This is a genomic window from Actinomadura sp. 6N118 (genome assembly GCF_044326415.1).
Classification (GTDB): domain Bacteria; phylum Actinomycetota; class Actinomycetes; order Streptosporangiales; family Streptosporangiaceae; genus Spirillospora.
Genome location: NZ_JBIRAZ010000018.1, coordinates 95,057 through 116,296 on the forward strand (window position 1 = coordinate 95,057; position 21,240 = coordinate 116,296).

20 protein-coding genes and 1 tRNA gene are annotated in these 21,240 nt (G+C 67.8%); 13 read left to right on the forward strand and 8 right to left on the reverse strand.

Annotated features, from left to right (window positions below; translation table 11 throughout):
• Positions 1-162: 162 nt before the first annotated feature.
• The 5 genes from ACH34W_RS37835 to ACH34W_RS37855 form a co-directional block, all read right to left on the reverse strand.
• Positions 163-2,226, reverse strand: coding sequence for an MMPL family transporter (locus tag ACH34W_RS37835; protein ID WP_395965989.1), 2,064 nt, complete (start codon positions 2,224-2,226; stop codon positions 163-165).
• A 1,128-nt stretch (positions 2,227-3,354) separates the two neighbouring features.
• Positions 3,355-3,738, reverse strand: coding sequence for an FmdB family zinc ribbon protein (locus ACH34W_RS37840; protein WP_395965990.1), 384 nt, complete (start codon positions 3,736-3,738; stop codon positions 3,355-3,357).
• A gap of 306 nt (positions 3,739-4,044) precedes the next feature.
• Positions 4,045-5,532 (reverse strand): potassium/proton antiporter, encoded by a 1,488-nt coding sequence (locus ACH34W_RS37845; RefSeq protein WP_395965991.1) that lies wholly within the window; start codon positions 5,530-5,532, stop codon positions 4,045-4,047.
• A gap of 114 nt (positions 5,533-5,646) precedes the next feature.
• Entirely contained in the window at positions 5,647-6,636 is a 990-nt protein-coding gene (locus ACH34W_RS37850; protein ID WP_395965992.1) for an NAD(P)-dependent oxidoreductase, read from the reverse strand.
• 69 nt (positions 6,637-6,705) lie between these two features.
• Positions 6,706-7,356, reverse strand: a complete 651-nt coding sequence (locus ACH34W_RS37855; protein WP_395965993.1) for a 5-formyltetrahydrofolate cyclo-ligase — start codon at positions 7,354-7,356, stop codon at positions 6,706-6,708.
• 300 nt (positions 7,357-7,656) lie between these two features.
• On the opposite strand from ACH34W_RS37855, the gene galU reads away from it, so the two are divergent.
• The 8 genes from galU (at position 7,657) to ACH34W_RS37895 (ending at position 14,610) form a co-directional block, all read left to right on the forward strand.
• Positions 7,657-8,565 carry a UTP--glucose-1-phosphate uridylyltransferase GalU gene (gene galU, locus ACH34W_RS37860; RefSeq protein WP_395965994.1) on the forward strand — a complete coding sequence of 303 codons (909 nt, stop codon included), beginning with the start codon at positions 7,657-7,659 and terminating at the stop codon, positions 8,563-8,565.
• A 192-nt stretch (positions 8,566-8,757) separates the two neighbouring features.
• Positions 8,758-9,981, forward strand: coding sequence for a gephyrin-like molybdotransferase Glp (gene glp, locus ACH34W_RS37865; RefSeq protein ID WP_395965995.1), 1,224 nt, complete (start codon positions 8,758-8,760; stop codon positions 9,979-9,981).
• Between the two features lie 5 nt (positions 9,982-9,986).
• The gene (moaC, locus tag ACH34W_RS37870; protein WP_395966106.1) at positions 9,987-10,475 is read left to right on the forward strand and encodes a cyclic pyranopterin monophosphate synthase MoaC; all 489 of its coding nucleotides are present in this window, start codon (positions 9,987-9,989) and stop codon (positions 10,473-10,475) included.
• 54 nt (positions 10,476-10,529) lie between these two features.
• The gene (locus tag ACH34W_RS37875) at positions 10,530-11,039 is read left to right on the forward strand and encodes a molybdenum cofactor biosynthesis protein B (RefSeq protein WP_395965996.1); all 510 of its coding nucleotides are present in this window, start codon (positions 10,530-10,532) and stop codon (positions 11,037-11,039) included.
• A 341-nt stretch (positions 11,040-11,380) separates the two neighbouring features.
• A complete protein-coding gene (gene nagA, locus ACH34W_RS37880; RefSeq protein ID WP_395965997.1) occupies positions 11,381-12,886 on the forward strand; it encodes an N-acetylglucosamine-6-phosphate deacetylase in 1,506 nt (501 codons plus the stop codon).
• A 170-nt stretch (positions 12,887-13,056) separates the two neighbouring features.
• Positions 13,057-13,695: a GNAT family N-acetyltransferase gene (locus ACH34W_RS37885; protein ID WP_395965998.1), complete on the forward strand. Its 639-nt coding sequence runs from the start codon at positions 13,057-13,059 to the stop codon at positions 13,693-13,695.
• A gap of 229 nt (positions 13,696-13,924) precedes the next feature.
• Entirely contained in the window at positions 13,925-14,479 is a 555-nt protein-coding gene (locus ACH34W_RS37890) for a hypothetical protein (RefSeq protein WP_395965999.1), read from the forward strand.
• A gap of 57 nt (positions 14,480-14,536) precedes the next feature.
• Positions 14,537-14,610 (forward strand) — tRNA-Ala (locus ACH34W_RS37895).
• A gap of 239 nt (positions 14,611-14,849) precedes the next feature.
• Here ACH34W_RS37895 and ACH34W_RS37900 read toward each other — a convergent pair.
• Complete coding sequence (locus ACH34W_RS37900) at positions 14,850-15,029, reverse strand: hypothetical protein (protein ID WP_395966113.1); 180 nt, start codon at positions 15,027-15,029, stop codon at positions 14,850-14,852.
• Between ACH34W_RS37900 and ACH34W_RS37905 the strand changes: the two genes are divergently transcribed.
• Together ACH34W_RS37905 and ACH34W_RS37910 are read left to right on the forward strand one after the other, a co-directional pair.
• A complete protein-coding gene (locus ACH34W_RS37905; RefSeq protein WP_395966107.1) occupies positions 14,958-15,242 on the forward strand; it encodes a hypothetical protein in 285 nt (94 codons plus the stop codon). The two genes, ACH34W_RS37900 and ACH34W_RS37905, sit on opposite strands and share 72 nt — an antisense overlap.
• A 623-nt stretch (positions 15,243-15,865) precedes the next feature.
• The gene (locus tag ACH34W_RS37910) at positions 15,866-16,135 is read left to right on the forward strand and encodes a hypothetical protein (protein WP_395966000.1); all 270 of its coding nucleotides are present in this window, start codon (positions 15,866-15,868) and stop codon (positions 16,133-16,135) included.
• 193 nt (positions 16,136-16,328) lie between these two features.
• Here the strand turns inward: ACH34W_RS37910 and istB are convergent, their stop codons facing one another.
• Together istB and istA are read right to left on the reverse strand one after the other, a co-directional pair.
• Positions 16,329-17,129 carry an IS21-like element helper ATPase IstB gene (gene istB / locus ACH34W_RS37915; protein ID WP_395966001.1) on the reverse strand — a complete coding sequence of 267 codons (801 nt, stop codon included), beginning with the start codon at positions 17,127-17,129 and terminating at the stop codon, positions 16,329-16,331.
• Positions 17,129-18,394, reverse strand: coding sequence for an IS21 family transposase (istA, locus tag ACH34W_RS37920; RefSeq protein WP_395966002.1), 1,266 nt, complete (start codon positions 18,392-18,394; stop codon positions 17,129-17,131). The genes istB and istA overlap by 1 nt, the downstream gene beginning before the upstream one ends.
• Before the next feature lie 137 nt (positions 18,395-18,531).
• Here istA and ACH34W_RS37925 point away from each other — a divergent pair, with 137 nt between their 5' ends.
• The 3 genes from ACH34W_RS37925 (at position 18,532) to ACH34W_RS37935 (ending at position 21,089) form a co-directional block, all read left to right on the forward strand.
• A complete protein-coding gene (locus ACH34W_RS37925) occupies positions 18,532-19,500 on the forward strand; it encodes an RHS repeat-associated core domain-containing protein (protein WP_395966003.1) in 969 nt (322 codons plus the stop codon).
• A 323-nt stretch (positions 19,501-19,823) separates the two neighbouring features.
• Positions 19,824-20,378 carry a hypothetical protein gene (locus tag ACH34W_RS37930; protein WP_395966004.1) on the forward strand — a complete coding sequence of 185 codons (555 nt, stop codon included), beginning with the start codon at positions 19,824-19,826 and terminating at the stop codon, positions 20,376-20,378.
• A 9-nt stretch (positions 20,379-20,387) separates the two neighbouring features.
• Entirely contained in the window at positions 20,388-21,089 is a 702-nt protein-coding gene (locus tag ACH34W_RS37935; protein ID WP_395966005.1) for a hypothetical protein, read from the forward strand.
• The last annotated feature ends 151 nt before the right edge of the window (positions 21,090-21,240 follow it).

The window sequence follows — 21,240 nt, forward strand, 5'->3', positions numbered from 1 at the left end:
TGTCCCGTGCGGAGGGCGCGGGTTCAGCGGAGAGGTGCGGGTTCAACGGAGGGTGCGGGTTCAGCGGAGGGTGCGGATTCAGTCGTGGCCGTCAGCTGACCGGTCTGCTGGGGTTCAGCCTTGGCGGTCAGCCGACCGGTCAGCCGACGGCCGGCCGGCCGGTCAGCCGACTGGGTCTAGGACCTTGGGCGGCTCGGGTGCGGAGACCGTGGTGGTCGGCTCTTGCTTGGCGAGGCGGCCCGGGGTCCAGATGCGGCGGCCGATGTCGAACGACAGCGCGGGCAGCAGCAGCGACCGCACGATGATCGTGTCGAGCAGGACACCGAAGGCGACCACGAAGCCCATCTCGGCCATCGACACCAGCGGCAGGGTGGCCAGCGCGGCGAACGTCGCCGCCAGCACCAGCCCGGCCGAGGTGATGACGCCACCGGTGACGGTGAGGCCGCGCAGGACGCCGCGGCGGGTGCCGAGATGCTGCGACTCCTCCCGGACGCGGTGCATCAGGAAGATGTTGTAGTCCACGCCGAGGGCCACCAGGAAGATGAACGCCAGCAGCGGGAATCCGGCATCGGTGCCCTCGAACCCGAACGCGTGCTTGAAGATCAGCGCACAGGCCCCGAGCGAGGCGAGGAACGACAGCACCACGGTGGCCATCATCAGCAGCGGTGCGACCAGCGCCCGGAGGAGGGCCACCAGGATCAGGAAGACCACGGCTAGCACGATCGGGATGATGACCTTGTTGTCACGGGCCGAGGCTCGCTGGATGTCCAGGTTGGTGGCGGTCATACCGCCTACCTGGGCGTCGGCCCCTGGCACCCCATGGACGGTGTCACGCAGCCGGTCGATGGTGTTCTGCGCGGCCTTGCTGTCGGCCGAGTCCTTGAGCGTCGCCTCGTACTGCACCAGCCCCTTCGCGGTGACCGGCTTGCTCAGTTCGGCGACACCGGGCGTACCGGAGACGGCGCGGGCCACCTGGTCGGAGGCGGAGGCCTTGGCGATGATCACGGCCGGTGCGCCGGAGCCGGCGGGGAAGTGCCGGGAGACCGCCTCGGCGCCGACGATCGAGTCGGGCTTGTCGACGAACTGGCCGGCGTCCGAGAGCCCGTCGGCCTTGAGCGAGCCGAGGCCGAGGGTCATGGCGACCAGGCCGATCGAGGTGACGGCCCAGAGGATGCGGGGCTTGGCGCTGACGAGCCGTGACACCTTGCTCCAGATGCCGTGCTCCTTGTCGTACGACTCGGGGTCGAGGTACTTGGTGTCGTAGCGCGGCACGAGCGGCCAGAAGAGCCAGCGGCCGAAGATGACCAGCAGCGCGGGCAGGAGGGTGGTCATGGCGGCCAGGGCGGTGATGACACCGGCCGCGGCGACAGGGCCCATGCCCTTGGTGGAGTTCATGTCGGCGACGAGCAGGCACAGTAGGCCGACCGCAACGGTGGCTGCGGAGGCGATGATGGCGGGCCCGGCGCGGTGCAGCGCGAACGCCATGGCCTCGTGGCGGTCCTCGTGGCGGTGCAGTTCCTCGCGGTAGCGGGCCACGAGCAGCAGCGCGTAGTCGGTGGCGACCCCGAACACGAGAACGGTGAGGATGCCTGCGCTTTGCCCGTTGACGGTCACGCCGCCGTTCTTGGCCAGGAGGTAGACCACCGACTGCGCCAAGCCGAGCGCGAAGACGGCGCTCAGGACGGGGACGAACCACAACCCCGGGCTGCGGTAGATGATCAGCAGCAGCACGATCACGACGATGCCGGCGGCCATCAGCAGGAAGCCGTCGATGGTCTCGAAGACCTTGAACATGTCGGCACCGCCGCCCGCGGGCCCCGTGACGTGCGCGTCCAGCCCGGGCGGGCCGCGCTTGGACAGGTCTCGCGCGTCATCGACGGCCTTGGTGACGTCGACGTCGGTCAGCGGAACAAGGGTCTGCAGGGCCTTGCCGTCCTTCGACAGGAACGGCCCCTGCACGCCCTGCGCACCCGGCAGCTTGCCGAAGGTGGCCGTGTCAGCCTTGGCCTTCGCCGTGTCTGCCGCCGTGATGGAACCGCCGGAACGTTCGTAGACGATGACGGCGAGCATCGTCTCGTCCTTGCGGAACTGCTCCTGCAGCTTGACGACCTGCGTGGACTCGGCGCTCTTAGGCAACCAGCTCGCCGCGTCGTTCTTCTCTACGTCGCCCAGCTTGCCGGCGAGCGGTCCGAGGGCCACCAGCGCGATGACCCACAGGGCGAGCACCGCCCATTTGGTACGTCTGCCCGATATCAGGCTTGCGAGTCGGTAAGCCCAACCTTTGGGGGGAGCCTGGCTCGGTGCACTCATCGTTTCCTCTCCTGCCTTGGCGCTCTTCGAGATATGTCGTGTTTGCTTAGATTGTCTCTACGTTAGAGACTTGTCAAGTAGTATCTCGACTTTGTCTCATCGCCCCGCAGCGTCCATGTCAGAGTCCGTGGCGAAGGGTGAGACCGGTATCAGGAAGCCCCCCGAGCCGCCCCTGACCCATCCCTGATGACTCGTCGGGGGTCTCAAAGTCATCGCGGCCCCAGAAGTCGTTGGGCCGCTGGGGGTGGCGGCGGGAGCGGTCGGGCTGTTCGTCCGCCGCCGATCCGCTGCTCACCACTACGTTCTCTGGCATGACCTGATGGTCGCCGGACGGTTGTCGTACGCGCGTCGGGCTCGAGAGGTGACTGGGGCTACACCTCGGGAGTGAACAAGAGGATCGGGCCTACGCCCTGTGAGGTACGGGCAGGTCGAACGCTCGGCCGCAAGGAGGGCGAGGCCGTCCTGCAGGCGGAGGGGCCGCGTCGCGGCAGGCGCCGTGCTGGATCGAAAAGCACCGTGCTGGATCGAAAGTGCGTCGCAGAGCGCCCGCAGAGCTGCCCGTCGTGACGGGAATGATCACTGTCGCGACCATGAGCCCTCTGGGAGAGGATGGAGATCGTCGTGCGGCGGGAGCCCAGATTGCCGCTGACCATTGGTTATACGGCTGGCGGCCGATGCTGAGGGCTGCATTGGGGATGCTGAGGGTGGCGGCGGAGGAGTCCTAGGCGGCTCCGTGGCGCGCCCGTTTATCGACTTCCTCGAACATGTGGGACGGGGGTCGCACCCGTACACCTCGCGGCGCATTGCCTGGGAGAAGCGCCGTACTCCAGGCTCCACCTTAGGTATCACCGCGAGCACGACGAGGAACGGCTACCTGGGCGCAGGCTGCCCGGCTTGCCGAACTCTAGGGCCGTGCCCGCGCCCACCCTGCCTGGCCGGTTTCTCACCCTGGCCGACCGGTTTGAGGACGCCGAAAGGGCCATGGCCGCTGTCCGCCTACTGGCGGAAACTTGGCCATGACCCTCTGAACGCTATGGACCTCGTTCAGGCGACCTTCGCGCCCGAGCCGCTCCCGGAGCTGCTCGAAGACCCGCTCGAAGACCCGCTGGAGCTGCTGGAGCCATTGGACGAGGAGGAGTCACTGCCCGACGAACTCGACGAGCTCGCGGAGTCCGACGAAGACGACTCCGACTTACCGGACGAGCCGTTGGGCGAAGCGCTGCCGGCGCCCACGGTGGACGACGACTTGCCGGACCTGCTGTCGGTCCGGTAGAAACCGCTGCCCTTGAAGATGATGCCGGCAGCGGAGAAGACCTTGCGCAGCTTCCCGGTGCAGCTCGGGCACTCGGTCAGCGCGTCGTCGCTGAACTTCTGCACGACCTCGAGAGGCTCGCCGCACTCGGTGCAAACGTACTGATACGTCGGCACGGTTCCTCCTCGCTGACTCAGCCCCAAGGGTGGGGCTGGCACTCCTCTAGAACGACTGCTAATGGTACCCATGACTGGAACACGATTCGCCCTGGGCATATTTCCACGGCGTACTCCATGGCCAGCCAGGGCCATCCCGTCGGCCAGGGACGTCCCGTGGGCCAGGGCCGTCCCGTGGACGGTCTCGTGGGCCGGGGCGGTCCCGCCGGCCAGGGCCATCCCGCTGGCCTCTCGGGCACGCTCCTGGCCGGGGCTTCAGTGAGGCTCGGTGGGGCTCGATCTTGGCCGAGGGCTTGGTGGAGGTGGTCAGTTGCCTGTTTCGCCGAACCAGCCGGCCAGTTTGCCTCGGCGGCTTACGGCGCGGAGGCGGCGTTCGGCGGCGTCGCGGACCTCGGCGGTGCTGACGACCAGGAGTGTGTCGCCCGCGCGGAGGGTGGTGGTCGGCTCTGGGACGAAACTGCTTCCGTCCCGGACGACCAGGGTGACCAGGGCTCCTGCGGGGAGGCGAAGCTCGAAGATCTCGACTCCGTTCAGCCGTGAGTCCATCGGGACCCGGACCTCCAGCAGGTCGGCGTGCAGCTCCTCCAGCGGCGCCGCTTCCACGTCGAGCTCGCGGGCCTCTTCGTCGCTCCTGAGACCGCACCAGCGCGCCACCAGCGGCAGTGTCGGCCCTTGGAGGATCGTGAAGACCACCACGATGTTGAAGACGATGGCGAAGAGCCGTCCCGAGCCCGAAACCTCTTCCACCATGGGGATCGTGGTGAGAACGATCGGCACCGCGCCGCGCAGGCCGGCCCACGAGGCGAAGATCTTCTCACCCCAGCTGAGCTTGAAGCCGATCGTGGACAGCACGACCGAAACCGGCCGCGCTATCAGGAGCAGCACGAAGCCGATCAAGAGCGCGGGCACGATCTGCCCAGGCAGCTCGCTCGGGGAGGCCAGCAAACCCAGCATCACGAACAGCCCGATCTGGGCCAGCCACGCGATGCCCTCGGCAAAGCCACGCGTGGCCGGGCGGTGGGGAAGGCGGGAGTTGCCCAGCACCAGCGCGCTCACGTACACGGCGAGGAATCCGCTGGCGTGCAACAACGCCGCCGCGCCGTACGAGCCGACCGCAAGCGACAGCACCGCGATCGGGTAGAGGCCGGAGGCGGGCAGGGCCACCCGGCGCAGCGCGTACGCGCCCAGCCAACCGATCGCGATGCCGATCAAGCCGCCCGCGATCAGCTCGTACACCATGACCCCGGCGAGCTCCAGCAGGTTGGGCATGCCCGCGTGGGTCGTGCTGAGCGTGACGACGACGATGACGACGGGCGCGTCGTTGAAGCCCGATTCGGCCTCCAGCAGCCCGCTCAGCCGGGACGGCAACGGCAGCCTGCGCAGCACCGAGAACACCGCCGCGGCGTCCGTCGGCGCGAGCACGGCCGCCAGCAGGAACGCCAGCCGCCAGTCCAGGCCGATCAGCCAGGCGGCGGCGACCGCCACCACGACGATGCTGATCAGCGTCCCGAGCGTTGAGACCGCCAGGGCGGCAGGGGCCGACGGCCGTACGTTGCGCCAGTTGGTGGTGATGCCGCCCTCGGCCAGGATCAGAACGAGCGCGGCCAGGCCGAGTGTCTCGGCGACCATCGCGTTGTCGAACTCGATGTGCAGGGGGCCGGCCTCGCCGATGAACAGGCCGAGCCCCATATAGGCGAGCAGTGACGGAAGGCCCGCCTGATGGGAAAGGCGGACCGCGATGATGGCGCAGAGTACGAGTGTGGCCCCGAAGAGTAGCCAGAGGTCGAGGTGCACATCCCACCCTTCGGGGTCGCGGAAGCCTGATCGTTAAGAGATCCTACATATTCGTATACGGATCACCTATTTGCGACTGACCGTTCGCGCCCCCGAAGGGCCCATAGGAGCGAATCAGCGGCGCTTGACCTGTGGGTTCACGCCGTTCACGACGTTCGTCACAGGGTGGCCGGAGACCGCTGCGGCGATGTTGTCCTTGACCATCGTCACCAGCTTGATCTGGGACATCGAGCTTCCGCCTGCCGTGTGCGGCGACACCAGCACGTTCTCGTGGGTACGGAGGGGATGGTCGGCGGGCGGTGGTTCCTCCTCGAAGACGTCGAGTGCGGCCCCGGCCAGGCGTCCCGATTCGAGCGCGGCGAGCACGTCGGCGTCCGGCGCGATCCCGCCGCGGCCCACGTTCACCAGCAGGGCGTTGGGCGGCAGCAGCGCGAGCTTCTCCGCGTTCAGCAACCCGGTGGTCTCGGGCGTGAGCGGTATCGCGATCACGAGGATGTCGGAGTTCGCCAGCAGATCGTCGAACTCGCGGTACGTGGCGGACGCCTCGGGGCGGCGGCGCCGGGACCAGTACGACACCGGGCTGCCGAGCACCCCGAACAGCCGGGCCGCCTCCTCGCCGATCGGCCCGTACCCGATGATCCCTACCCGCTGCGTGTGGATCTCCCGCGGGCCGCGGGCGAGCAGTTCCATCTGCGGCCACTGGCCCGCACGGACCAGCCGGTCGCCCCAGACCAGGTGCCGGCAGAGCGCGAACGCGGCGCCGACCGCCCATTCCGCCACGGCCCGCGCGTTGAACCCGGCGGCGTTGGCCGCGGGGACCTCGGCGGCGGCGAGTGCGTCCAGGTCGAGGCTGTCCGTCCCGACCGACGGCATCTGAACGAACGCCAGGCGGGGTGCGGCTGCCACGGCGTCCGCGTCGAGCGCCAGCTGACCGGTGAAGTCCCCGATGATCAGCTCGGTTTCCGGCAGCGCGGCATGGAGCGCGGCCCGGTCCCGGGTCTCCGGAAACGTGATCTCCACGGCGTCGCCGAGCGAGGCGAACAACCCGCGGACCAGATCATGGTCGAGCGGAGGCAGGGAAAGGATCCGCCACGGCGTCGTCATGTCGTACCTCCAGGGCGCAGGGCGGGCTCGGCCGCCGTGAGGGCGGATTGGGCCGTGATCTTGTCCAGGTCAGCGTAGGGGCCACGGGGGGAATCGGAGTAGCCCGCCTTCAGGGGTCACCGCGGCGCGGACGCGGCGGTCGTGCGGCTCGGCGGGGACCTCGTCCACCAGCTCCGCGTCGTACACCAGGCCAACGGTGAGGATCGCCGGGCCGACCCTGGCCAGGGCGCGGTCGTACGAACCACCGCCGCGGCCAAGGCGAAGCCCCGTGCGGTCGATCGCCACGGCCGGGACGAGCACCACGTCCGCGCTGCCCACGGCTTCCGGGCCACGAGGCGGCTCGGCCGGCTCCAGCAGGCCCATCGGACCGGGGACGAGCGAGTCGGGGCCCTCGTACGACGCCCAGTCCAGGTCGCCGTCCGGGAGCAGGCGCGGGAGGAGGACGTACGCGCCGCGCTTCCACAGCCCGAAGATCAGCCCGCGCGTGTCGGGCTCGGTGCCGAACGAGACGTACGCGGCGATCGTGCCGCCCATCTCCAGCTCGGGCGCCGAAAGCAGAGCATCCCGCATGGAACGAGCCGCAGCGGCGCGCTCGTCGGGGCTCATCTCTCCCCTGGCGGCGAGCATTGAGCGCCGCAACTCCCGCTTAGCAGCATGGGCACCCCCCTGCGCAGCCCCTTCAGCAGCCCCCTGAGTAACTCCTTGCGCAGCGCCCTCCATAGCGCCCTGTGTAACCCCTTGCGCGTCGCTCTGCATAGCGCCCTGCGTAACCCCTTGGGCAGAGCCCTCCATAGCACCTTGCGTGGCGCCCTGCTCAGCGCCTTGCGCAGCGCCTTGCTCAGCCTCCCGCGCGGCGTCCTGCGTAGCCTGCTGTGCAGCGCCCTCACTGGCGTCTGCTGTGGAGTCTTCGGTGGCTGCGCCAGGCTCGGTCTCGCTTTTTGCTGAGTTTGTTATGGAGATTTCAGCCTCCTGCTCAGGGTGCTGCACGTTTTGCTCGCTCTCGGTGGCTAGGGTCTCTTCATGGCCGACTTCGCACCTGTACTAAAGGCGGTCGTCCCGGCGGCCGGTCTCGGTACCAGATTCTTGCCCGCCACCAAGGCGACCCCCAAGGAAATGTTGCCCATCGTCGACAAGCCGGCGATCCAGTACGTCGTCGAGGAGGCGGTCGCCGCCGGTCTCAACGACGTTCTGATGATCACCGGCCGGAGCAAGCGGTCCATCGAGGACCACTTCGACCGGGCCTACGAGCTGGAGGACGCGCTGCGCGCGAAGGGCGACGAGGATCGCCTGGCCGCCGTGCACGAGTCCAGTGACCTGGCGATCATGCACTACGTCCGGCAGGGCGAGCCGCGCGGCCTCGGGCACGCGGTGCACTGCGCCCGCCAGCACGTCGGGAACGAGCCGTTCGCCGTGCTGCTCGGCGACGACATGATCGACGCGCGGGACCAGCTGCTCACCCGGATGATCGAGGTCCGGCAGAAGCACGGCGGCAGCGTCGTGGCCCTGATGGAGGTCGAACCGGACCAGGTGTCCGCGTACGGCTGCGCCGCCATCGAGGCGACCGGCGAGCAGGACGTCGTCAAGATCACCGATCTGGTCGAGAAGCCGTCGGTGGAGGAGGCGCCCAGCAACTGGATCATCATCGGACGGTACGTGTGCGACCCGGCGGTCTTCGACGTCCTGGAGAAGACCCCGCCCGGCCGCGGCGGCGAGATCCAGCTGACGGACGCCCTGCGCACCCTCGGTGACATGCCCGCCGAACAGGGCGGTGGCGTGTACGGGGTGAAGTTCCGGGGCCGTCGCTACGACACCGGCAACAAGCTGGAGTACCTGCGTACCGTCGTGCAGTTCGCGTCTGAGCGCCCCGACTTGGCGCCCGAGTTCATGCCGTGGCTGCGGGAATTCGTGCGACAGCACGACGGCGAGTAGCGGGTCTGGGGCGAGTAGCCCGGTCCAAGGCGCGTCCGGAGCGAGTCCGAGCGAGTCCGAGCGAGTCCAGGGCGAAACCGGGCGAGTCCGGGGCGAGGCCAGGGCGAGGCCAGGGGGAGTCCAAGACGAGTCCGGGGCGAATCCGGGCTAGTAGCTGGTCCGAATCGCGCTAGTTTCGGGGGAAGGGGTGCCATGAGGACGGTCGACGAGCATCTGGCGGACATCCTGGCCAGCGTGCCGGTGTTGCCGCCGCTGGATCTGGCACTGCTGGAGGCGACGGGCACTGTGCTCGCCGAGCCGGTGACCGCGCCGGTGTCGCTGCCGCCCTTCGACAACTCCGCGATGGACGGGTACGCGGTGGTGTCGGCCGACGTCGCGAAGGCCTCGGAGGCCGAGCCGGCGGTGTTGCCAGTGATCGGTGACATCGCCGCCGGTGACTCCGGGGTGACCGCGATCCGGCCTGGCCTGGCCGCCCGGATCATGACGGGCGCGCCCATGCCTGCCGGTGCCGACGCCGTCATCCCGGTCGAGTGGACGGACGGCGGCGCCGCAACCGTCCGGATCAACCGTTCCGCGCCGCCTGGCCACTACATCCGGCGGTCTGGAGAGGACGTCCTGGAAGGTGAGATCGTCGCGGCCCCCGGGACCCGGCTGGGCGCCACCCAGCTGGGCATGCTCGCTGCGGTCGGCCGTGCACGCGCCGTCGTACGGCCCAAGCCGCGCGTCGTCGTGCTCTCCACGGGCAGCGAGCTGCGGGAGCCGGGCTCCGAGCTGGCGCCAGGGCAGATCTGGGACTCCAACAGCTTCATGCTCACCGCCGCGGTGATCGAGGCGGGCGGAGTCGGGTACCGGCAGGCCATGGTCGAGGACGATCCGCGCAAGGTGCTGGAGTCTCTGGAAGACCAGCTCATGCGCGCCGACGCCCTCGTCACGTCCGGCGGTGTCTCCATGGGGGCACGCGACGTGGTCAAGGAGGTGCTGACCGGGGTCGGCACCGTGCAGTTCCACAAGGTGCGGATGCGGCCCGGAAAGCCCCAGGGATTCGGCCTAATGGAGGGCACGCCCATCTTCACGCTGCCGGGCAACCCGGTCAGCGCGTACGTCTCGTTCCAGGTATTCGTCAGGCCCGCTCTACGCGCCATGCAGGGCCTGCCCCCGGAGACGCTGCCCACCGTTACAGCGGTACTGGCTGAGGACGTGAAGTCCCCGGCCGGGCTTAAGCATTTCCTGCGTGCGACCCTTACGTCCAACCGGGGTGCGCATATGCAGCAGAGTTACACCGTCACTCCGGCGGAGGGACAGGGATCCCACCAGCTGGCCGCGCTGTCGTCGGCGAACGCGCTCATCGCGTTGCCCGAGGACGCCGAGGAGCTGCCCGCCGGTTCGCATGTCGAGGTCTTGAGGTTGCCGTCATGAGCGCCATGGGTTCGGAGTTCACCGGTTTCACGCATCTTGACTCGTCGGGAGCGGCACGCATGGTCGATGTGTCGGCCAAGAACGTGTCGTCCCGTACCGCCACCGCCACGGGTTTCGTGCGGCTGTCACCCGACTGCGTCGTCGCGCTGCGTTCCGGCGACGTGCCCAAGGGCGACGCGCTGTCGGTCGCGCGGATCGCCGGGATCATGGGCGCCAAGCGCACCCCCGACCTGGTGCCGCTCTGCCACCCGATCGCGCTGCACGGCGTCTCGGTCGACCTGGTGGTCCAGGACGGCGGCGTCGCGATCAGCGCGACCGTCCGTACCGCCGACCGCACCGGCGTGGAGATGGAGGCGCTGACCTCCGTCACCGTCGCGGGCCTGGCGCTGATCGACATGGTGAAGGCCATCGACCCGGCAGCGGTGATCACCGACGTGCGGGTGGAGGAGAAGACCGGCGGCAAGACCGGCGTCTGGCGCCGCGGCGAGTCCTGAGGCCCGCATGCCACGTACGCACCGAGCCGGTCCCGGCGGACCAGGGAGGCGACGATGATCCGGACGATGGCCGTCACGGTGTCCAACCGGGCGTCGGCGGGCGTGTACGCCGACAAGTCCGGGCCGGTGCTCGTAGAGCTGCTGCAGAACCTCGGTTGCCAGGTGGACGGCCCGGTGGTGATCCCCGACGGCGATCCGGTCGCGGAGGTGCTGAGGGAGGCCGTGGAGTCGGAGTACGACCTCGTCGTCACCACGGGTGGTACCGGGCTCACCCCGATGGACCTGACCCCCGAGATGACCCGCCTCGTGATCGAACGCGAGATCCCGGGCATCGCCGAAGCCATCCGCATGCAGAACCGCGACGCCGTCCCCACCGCGATCCTGTCGCGTGGCCTGGCCGGCGTCGCCGGCCGCACGCTCATCGTCAACCTCCCCGGCTCCACCGGCGGCGTCCGCGACGGCATGGCCGTCCTGGCCCCGGTCCTCTACCACGCCATCGACCAGATAGGCGGCGGCGACCACCCCACCCCCGACGGCACCGACCCCACCCCGGACACTCCCTGACCACCCCCACCGCCAGGCGCCTGACCCCCGCCTGGGAGGTTCTCTGATCACTCCCGTTGCCGGGCGTCTGACCTCCGCCCTGGGAGGTTCTCTGATCACTCCCGTTGCCGGGCGTCTGCCCCCCGCCCTGGGAGGTTGTCCGACCACTCCCGCCGCCAGGCGCCTCCCCCCGCCCTGGGAGGTTCTCTGATCACCTCCGCCGCTGGGCGCCTGGCCCCCGCCCTGGGAAGTTCTCCGACCATCCCCCCTGCCGGGCGCCTGACCGGGGGAGGCCGACGCGTTCGCCACCTGCCAGACGCGGCCTATCCGACCAGGTGACCGGGGTCGGCGGAACTATGATCGTGAGTGACCTGGACCCGCTGGCCGACCTGATCCACATACAGCGGCTCGCCGTCGAGATCGCTCGCAACCGCGGGCTGGATCCCGATACCCCGCGCAACCTGACCGGTCGGTCATCCTCGACGCCGAGGTGTGAACCTGCCATGACCGTCCTTGCCAACGCCCGTCTCGTTCTCCCGAACGCCGTCCAGCACGGTTGGCTGCGCATCGACGGCGGCCGGATAGCCGACATCGGCGTGGGCGCTCCTGGCCTTGGCGGAGTCGATCCGGGTCTCGGCACAGGCTCCTCCGACCTCTGCACGAGCGCCTCCGACCTCGGCACGAGCGCCTCCGACCTCGGCACGAGCACGTCCGGGCACGGAACAAATACGTCCGGACTCGGTGCGAACGCGTCCGACTTCGGCGCGAGTACGTCCAACCTCGGCGCGAGCGCGTCTGGTCTTGGCGCGGGTGACTCCGACCGCGCCGAAGCTGGCTCCGCCGCACCGGACGAGGCAGATGTTCTGGACATGGGCGGGCGGTACGTGGTGCCTGGATTCGTCGACATGCACCTGCACGGCGGCGCGGGCCACTCGTACCAGAGCGGGCGGGCCGAGGACGCGCGGCAGGTGGTGAAGTTCCACCGCGCCCACGGCACCACGACGCTGACGGCCGGGCTGGTCACCGGCAGCACGGACGAGATGCTGGACGCGGTGTCCGGGCTGGCCGAACTGGCCTCCGACGGCCTCATCGCGGGTGTCCACCTGGAAGGGCCGTACATCGCGGTGGGCCGGTGCGGCGCCCACGAGCCCTCGCTGCTGCGCGAACCCGACCTCGCCGAGTTCCGGCGGCTGGTCAAGGCGGGCGGCGGCCACATCCGCATGATCACGTTGGCGCCCGAGCTGCCCGGCGGTCTGGACCTCGTACGCGCCGCCGTGGACGAGGGCGTCGTTGCCGCGGTCGGGCACACGGACGGCACTGCGGCGCAGGTCAGGGAGGCGTTCGACGCGGGTGCGCGGGTCGCCACCCACTTGTTCAACGCGATGCGCCCGTTGCATCACCGCGAGGGCGGCCCCATCGTCGCCGCGCTGAACGACGCGCGAGTCACCGTTGAGCTGATCAACGACGGCGTGCACATCGACACCGAGGTCGCGCGCCTCACGTTCACCGCTGCGGGCCCCGACCGCGTCGCCCTCATCACCGATTCGATGGCGGCGGCCGGGATGGGCGACGGCTCGTACACCCTTGGCGTCATGAACGTCGAGGTCAAGGACGGGCGCGCCATGCTCGCCGGCGGTACGTCCATCGCGGGCAGCACGATCACGATGGCCGATGGCTTCCGGCGCGCCGTCACGGTCGTGGGGGTGCCGATCGAGGACGCCGCCCGTTCGGCCGCGTTGATCCCTGCCCGCGCGCTGGGTCTGGACGACCGCATCGGCTCGCTGGAGATCGGCAAGGAGGCTGATCTCGTCGTGCTCAGCGACGACATGGAGGTCGAAAAGGTCATGAAGGGCGGTCGCTGGTCGTGATCTTCGCTGCGCCGCTGCCCGTACTCCGTGCCACATGACGCCTTTTCTCCGGGTCTGATGGCAGATCATTGGTTTCGGGGGGCTGTCAACAGGCCCCGGACCTGCACTACGGCAGAGTTGTCGGCGACAATTGATGGCGTCCGGATACTTCACCAGGGAATCATGGAGCCGTGGAACGACTGCGCGGATGGCCGGTCACCTTGACCGAGGGCCCGGTCGGGCTGCGCCCGCTGCGGCATCGGGACGCAGCAGTCTGGCGTGAGCTCCGGGTACGTAACGCCGAGTGGCTGCGGCCATGGGAGCCGACCAATCCCGAGACACCGCTGTTCCGAAGCGGCCTGGGGCCGTACCTCAGCATGGTGCACACCATGCGCCGAGAGGCGCGGCAAGGCCTCGCGCTGCCCTGGGTGGTCACCCACGAGGGCAAGTTCGCAGGCCAGTTGACCATCGGAGCGGTCGTCTGGGGTTCCGCCCGTTCAGCCCAGATCGGCTATTGGGTGGACCGGAAGGTGGCGGGCCGGGGAGTCATCCCGACCGCCGTCGCCCTCGCCGTCGATCACTGTTTCTTCACGGTCGGGCTCCACCGGGTCGAGGCGAATATCCGTCCGGAGAACACCGCCAGCCGCCGGGTGGTCGAAAAACTGGGATTCCGGGAAGAGGGAATTCGCCGCCGTCACCTTCACATCGACGGCGCGTGGCGTGACCACATCTGCTACGCCCTCACGGTCGAGGACGTGCCCGGGGGTCTCCGCTCCCGCTGGCTGGCCAGCACCAAACAGGCATTTCCGCGTTCGTCCTCGTCGCCGTGACACTTGGGCCCGCGCTGACTTTCGAGTTTGTGCGGGTGGTAAGAATCCTGCGATCGAGAAGAGTTCGCAAACAGAGAGTAACGGCGAGATCGATCTCGCGACACACCGCCCCTTATGCTCGTCAACATCTAACAGTGACTCGTACCGTGCGGGTCGTGGCCCTGCTCCCAATGCACGTGCGCGCGCCGAAAGTCGGCCCGCCTGTTAAGCGTGCCCGGGTGGTGGGCCGGTGAGCAGCACCGTTCTCTACCTGGCCATCGTCGCGGTATGGGCCGTCGTCCTCGTCCCCATGTGGCTCCGCCGTGATGGCGAGGCCGGATTCTCCAGACTCCTCCACAAGAAGGCCGACGACACCCAGGAACTCACGCTCGAAGAGCCCACCATCGAGGAGACCCTCGACGAGGACACCGACACGTCCCCGGCCCCCCGCCGCCGACCTGGCCGCGCCGCCGTGATCGCCAGGCGCCGCCGCCGCACCACGGGCCTGCTCCTCCTCACCGTGACCTCGATCATCGTGATCGCCACGGGTCTGGCCCCGTGGTGGGTCTCCGTGCCGCCCGTCCTCCTCCTGGCCGGCCACCTCTCCCTCCTCCGCGTCGCCGTGCGCATGGACGTCGCCCAGCGCCGCGCCGAGGCCGAAGATCGCGCCCGTGCCCGCGCCGAGGCCCGCCGAGCCGCCGCCGAAGCCGCCGCCGAGGACGCCGAAGTGATCGAACTCGTGCCCAACGTCGAGGAAGAGGTCTTCGATCAGTACGCCGACGACCGCCGCGTCGTAGGAGGCTGACCCCGTCCCGCCGATGCGCGAAGCGCCCCCAATGTTTGCTAACCTTGCGGAGTCCTCGGGGCTGTAGCGCAGTCCGGTAGCGCACCTCGTTCGCATCGAGGGGGTCAGGGGTTCAAATCCCCTCAGCTCCACCCAGGAACGCAGGTCAAAGGCCTGATCGGAAGATCATCCGATCAGGCCTTGATCGTTTGTCATCCAGAATGGCAGCCAGATCTTCAGGGATCAGGCGGCACCGTGCGACGCGGCGACGCTCTCAGATGCCAGCGTCGGGAGCGCCTTGCCGGATGTCGGCATCCAACTGCGCGGGTGTATCGGCTGAACGGTGCTGGGTCGCGCCGGCCCATCGCCGTCCAACCCGGGCCGCCTCAGATCAAGTCGTGTTCGAGTACCACGGGCGGATCACCGTCAGGGGGCCGCGCGCGTCGAGGGCGATGACGAGGTTGAGCGGATCGGCGAGATGGTCGTTCAGATTCGGGAGCTGGTCGAGGAGATCAGCGGCGGGAGTGGTCTCATCGACTTCCGGTACATGAACGGCGAGCCGTTCATCCATCTGGGCGGCTTCAACAACCACCGTGGACCGAACCAAGACGTGCTCGATCTGTTCCTGGCGAGCGCCAGCCCGACACCATTGAGCACGGTCCTGTCGTCTACACCAAGGCCAGCGGCTGGTATCTCGACGTCTCAGTGGCGGAAAAGCGTGCGGCGGTGGTGCCGACGACCGAGGGGCAGCGGATCCGGTCCGACGGGTCCGGTCGCCAGGTGAGCCAGTCCGGGCAGCCACGGTTCCCCACTGAGCGCAGCCGGCGGGAGTGAGTGAGACAGGGCAGGCCCGATTGGGGGCCCGCGAATCAAGATGACCGGTACGGCCCGGGTGAATTGTCCCTCCAGCCGAACGCTGACGCCTTGCCGTGGATGTGGCCGCCCTCCCCCGTGCCGTGTCCGATCACGGCGGCCCCAAGGGCACGCTCGCCACACTGGTGACCATTGACCCTCTGCACCACCAGCAGCCGATCCGCCCTCGCCTGCAGGGGGCGCTCCTGCGCCTGCTGACCGACGGCGATTCGTGTCCCAGACGAGGGCAGGCGAGACGGGGAGCTGCTTCCTTGGGGCTGCGGAGGGCCTTCACCTGGCGGGTCGGTCGGGAATGTGTCCGAAGGGTGCGCGGGCGGGCTTGCCTGGCGCCGGTTCCTGGGCTCAGCGTGGATGGGGAGATGATCTGCCCGCGACCGGACGTCGGTCGAGGATGAGCACAGAGGTGGTGTCGGTGTTCCTGCGGGAGCTGACGGGCATGTCGAGACCACGTTCGACGAGACGGTCGAGCAGCCGGTACCACGTAGCGGTGTTTGTTCCGCCGTGCGTCAGAGTCAGGAAGACGGGCTCGCCACTGTGAGTGATGCCGCCGGCCAGGCGACCGGCGGCGCCTGCGGCAACGACAAGCCCTTCACCGCATACGAGTACGACCAGAACGGCAATCGCACCAAGCACACGTCCTACCCCAGTGCCTCCGGCTCTGCGCCCGCTCAGACGAAGGTCACCCACACGACCTACGACGACGATGACCGCCCGCTCGCCGAATCCGCGACCCGCTGGCGGTCCGGCGACGACGACCTACAGATACGACGACACCGGGAACCTCCGCGAACAGACCACTGGTAACGGCACCCGCACGTTCACCTACGGGCTCGACGCCAACCTTCAGGGGTCAAGCTCGAGAACGGCAACACCGTCACCTACGCCCACCTACGACGAGGCGGGCAACCGCATCAGCCGGGCCCAGGATGGAGCTTGTCAACGGCGTGTGAATCTGGACCCGTCTGCGGCGCCTGAAAATGGACCCACCCCGCTTCGGTCAGTCGTTAGTGTTGGCCGCGGGGACGCGGCCTAGGTCGCGGTCTTTGAGCCGGTAGCTGTCTCCCTTCAGTGAGATGACTTCGGCGTGGTGGACCAGGCGGTCGATCATGGCTGCGGCGACGACGTCGTCGCCGAACACCTCGCCCCAGCGGCCGAATGGTTTGTTGCTGGTCACGATCAGGCTGGCCCGCTCGTAGCGGGACGAGACCAGCTGGAAGAACAGGTTGGCCGCTTCCGACTCGAACGGGATGTAGCCGACCTCGTCGATGATCAAAAGTGGGATGCGGCCGAGCCGGACGAGTTCGTCCTCCAGGCGCCCAGCATGGTGAGCGTCGGCCAGCCGACCGACCCACTCGGCCGCGGTGGCGAACAGCACCCGGTGCCCGGCCTGGCAGGCTCGGATGCCCAGGCCGATCGACAGGTGGGTCTTGCCGGTGCCGGGCGGGCCGAGGAACACCACGTTCTCCTTGGCCACCACGAAGTCCAGGGTGCCTAGGTGGGTGATGGTGTCGCGCTTGAGGGAGCGCTGGTGGTCGAAGTCGAACTCCTCGATCGACTTGCGCGAGGGGAAGCGTGCGAGGCGGATGCGGCCCTCGCCGCCGTGGGCTTCACGGGCGGCGACCTCGCGTTGCAGGCAGGCGACCAGGAACTCCTCGTGCGTCCAGTCCTCGGCCCGGGCCCGCTCAGCCAGCCGCTCGACCGCGGCCGCCAACGACGGCGCCTTGAGCGCGCGGGTGAGATAGGCCAGCTCGGAGGCGATGTTGCGGCCATTGGCCGCCGTAGTGGTCTTGGCGGGCATCAGACCGCCACCTCCCCTCCGGCCGCTGGGCCGGTGGCCTCGCTGATGTCGTCGGTGAGGCCGAACATGCGGTCGTAGTCGGTGAGCCTGCGTTGCTGCACTTGGGTCGCGGTCGCTGGTGTTGCCGGGGCCAGATGCCGGCGGCGGAAGTCACGGGCGGCGGTGTCGTGCTCGGGTGCGGTGATGGTTTGGTGGGACGCCCAGCAGCGTTCATGTTGAGCGACGGTGCGGCCGCCGCAGGTCGCGGTGACCTGGGTCAGGTCAGCGGTCACCTCGACCCGGCGGCCGATCGCCGCCGGGTGCACCGAGTAGTCGTTGGAGTCGAGGCGGACGTAGTAGTCGCGGGGCAGCCGGGTCGATAGCCGCCAGCCGGTCTGCGGTGGAACCGACGGCAGTGGCACCATCGCGTCCAGGTCGGCCCCCAGGCGGTCGACCGGTCGGCAGCCAATCCGGCGGTGGTGCCGCCGGTTGGCCTTGCCCAGCCAGTCGCTGAGCTGGGTATTGAAGTCGACTGGTGAGGTGAAGGTGCGGCCGGGCAGGAACGAGGTCTCCAGATATCCGTTGGCCCGCTCCACCAGCCCCTTGGCCTCCGGATCGCCGGGGCGGCACTGGATCACCTGGATGCCCAGCGCTCCGCGGAAGGCATTCATCGCCTCGGTCAACCTCGGACGGCCGCCCCGCCACTGCCCGACCGCGGACTCGTTGTCCCAGACCAGCGCCTTGGGCACCGCCCCGAGCTGGGCCAGCAGCACCCAGTGCCCAGCCAGCAGGTCCGGGAACTGGCGGGTCGGGATCATCCGAGCGCTGATCCAGCGCGAATAGCCGGCCACCATCACCAGCACCGGCGGACGACCGGCCTGCCCAACCCCCAGCGGGACGTCGACCGGCGGGAACCACAGATCGCACTGGGTCAGCTCTCCCGGCCGATACTGCGTCCGCGAGGCCGGATCGGGCGGCGCGAACAGCGGCCGCAGTTCCCGGACCCGGTCCTTGAGCACCGTCATCGACCTGCTCCAGCCGATCCGCTCGGCGATCACCGTGGTCGGCATATCCGGCCAGGTGGCCAGCAGCTCGCGGATCTGCGGCTCGACCGCGTCCACGATCGAGCCCTTGCGTTCGCGCACGTACTTGGGCGGTGCATCGGATGCCAGCGCCCGCCGCACCGTGTTCCGCCCGACACCCATCTTGCGGACGATCGCCCGGATCGGCATCCCCTCCGACCGGTGCAACCTGCGGATCTCTGCCCAATCCTCCACGCTCAGCACTCCTCACGCTCTCACCCGAACGGGCTCGAGGTGGGTCCGTTTTCGCGCGTCCTCAGAGGGTCAGTATTCGTCCGCCGTCGTCAGGAGCTACTAACGCTTCTTGGTCGTGGGATGGGCTGGGGGACCTTCCCATCCGCGTGGACGAGAAGAACGCGGGAGGAGAGACCACGCACCGATGGTGGGAGGACCCGCAGGGAAATCTCGGAAGCGCGCTGGCCGATACCAGTAAGACCGGAGAACTGACCTGGCTCCTGGACGATCCGCAAGGCACTATCAGCGACACCGCCGCCTTGTCCGGAAGCGACATCGCCCTGACCGGAAGCGCCGACTTCGACCCGTTCGGAGAGGACAAGGGAGCCACAGGCACGTACACAGCGAACCCGCTCCGCTTCCACGGCCAGTACCTCGACTCGGTCACCGGCCTGTACGACGTTCGAGCACGCGACTACGATGCCGCGACCGGACGGTTCAGCGGCACTGATCCTGTCAAGCAGGACCCCGGCAGCGCCTTCGTCCAGACCTACCACTACGGGAACAACAACCCGTTGGGCTACACCGACGCGAGCGGTGAGAACGCCGCCGTCGTCGCGGGGATCCTTATAGGCCGCATCGCCTTGCCCCGGATAGTCCAGTGGCTGATCCGTTGGACGGGCAAGGATCTCATGCAGGCGCTCATCGCAGTCTTTGGCGCCGGCACAGTCGCCGCGGGCCTGAAGATGATCTCCGGTGACAAGGGAGGCGACTCTCTGGCGGAGGCAGCGGGTCGGGCGGAGGCGGTACGGGGTCGTCCGGTGCGAAGGGCGGCTCTGGTGGAGACGGAGCGGGAGCCGCAAGTTGGGGCGGCTGCGGCAGAGGCGGCTCGCCGTGCACGGCTGGAAGCACTAAGAGAAAGGGCTCGCGCCAGGGCTCGCAAGGAATGGCGCAAGGGCGACAAGGAGAATCTCCCGAAATGCAAACCTGAGAAGGGCAGTAAATGGAACCGTGACTGGCGCAGCGGACCAGCTTTCGGCCACGCTTTCACGCGCCATGGTTCGGGTCGAAAGATCGGGCAAAAACTGATTGATCGCGCCCGGTGCGAAGGGGCCACAGGGTCAATGGCTAGATAATCCGAGCACCGCTGCCATCCTATACGCCTATCTCCGTGCAACCCTGGCAAGGGCAAGAAGAAGGTGATTCACATCTCGATTCCCCGCGGACTTGGACAGGTGATCAGGAGGGATGGATCAAAGATCACTAACGTGACCGGGCTAGAATAATCTTCTATCCGAACGGGGCAATAGATACGGCTTACCCGGTGAAGTTTCCTGAGAAGAAGAATCAACAGAAAGATAATTGGTGGTGATCGCGGAGAGGTTCAAAGAGGAATGTCTTGCGCTGCGATATACTGACATTCGAGCACGCTAGAAGTCGTGGTGCTTAGGGAGAGTTGATGTCCAAGGCCGTACAGTTCGGGGTCAGCTTTGCTTGCCCTCCTGTGGCGAGGCTGACCGCGGCGCTGGCGGGACTTCGGGCGGAGGCTCAAGCTGACAATGGCGTCCCGGTCGAGTGCGGCCCCGACTACCGATCAACAGTGATGACTGCCAGTCGAGTCCTCGAAGAGGCGGGCTGCGAGTTCGGTGTCAGCGGATTCGGCAATCCTTCTTGGGGAGTGGATGGATATGATATGTCTACCTTCTTTGAAGGGTTGTGGAAACTCCTCATAGGACTGTCAGAGTCCCGCCCCGCCGTTCTCGACTTCTATGCCCCCGGACTGGAGACGGAAATGCGTTTCGTCCCGAGGGGAGATTCTGTGGAAATATCTTGCAGTCCAGGTACGGATACCAGCATTGACTATGGAGTCGTGCACCTCGAGCGGTTGGATGTCACGCGGAGAATGTTCGGCGAGGTGGCCCGCGCATTCGCGATCGCACTGGAGGTGCTCGACGTTGACGCGTCAAATGCCGAGCCGTTCCTTTCATGGAAGCAATTGTCGGTCCAAGTCTAATGAGTTGTCTTGCCTGAAGAAGTGAAGTTCGGCCTGAATCTCACCGTGCCCCCTGCTGCGGGGGTGCGGTCGGCCATGGTTGCCCTCGACGCGGAGAAGCGAGCCGGCGGCGATCCATCATTCCTCCAGTTCGACGACGATTACTACCCGATTGTGATTACGGCCAGTCAAATCCTTGAAGCCGCTGGTGCTGAGTTCGTGATGAGCGGGTTCGGTAATCCTCGCTGGCCCCTGAAGATGTCCTATGACGTCTCTATGATCATTGAGGATCTGCCAGATCTCCTCGACGACCTGGCCGGAGGTGGTCCGGCGACTCTCGACATGTCGGCTCAGGGTGTCGCAGCAACACTGGTCTTTGAGCGGTCTGGTGACATCCTGAGTATCTCGTGCACTGATGCCGCGGCGAGATGGATCGACCTTGACATCGTCCATCACCTGCCTTTGGAGACCGTACGGCGGATGCTGAATGAGCTGGCCAACAGCTTCGCCCTCGCTAGAGATTATGGATCCAGAGGTCTCCAACCGGCCACCCTTCGCCCTTTGGAAAACACTTCGATGAGCGATGGGAAGGGAGGTTCACAAGTCATGAATCGCGCCACACTGCGTAGGCACAGAATCCCCCTCCTTGCTGCCATCGTGGTCGTCTGTGCCATCCTCGGGCCCTCTACCTCGTGCTGGGCGATGAGAAAGAGACGGCGCCTGTTGCGGTGAGGGAGATGTCCGGTTCACCGAAGCTGTGGGTGGGTGCCTCGCTCGACAAAGAGCGCCACTTCACTTATTTCGACACCGTATACGGGAAATGCTTGAAGGTTTCTATTCAGGCTCTTATCATGCGCGGCGCACATTTGGGTTTGATAGACGA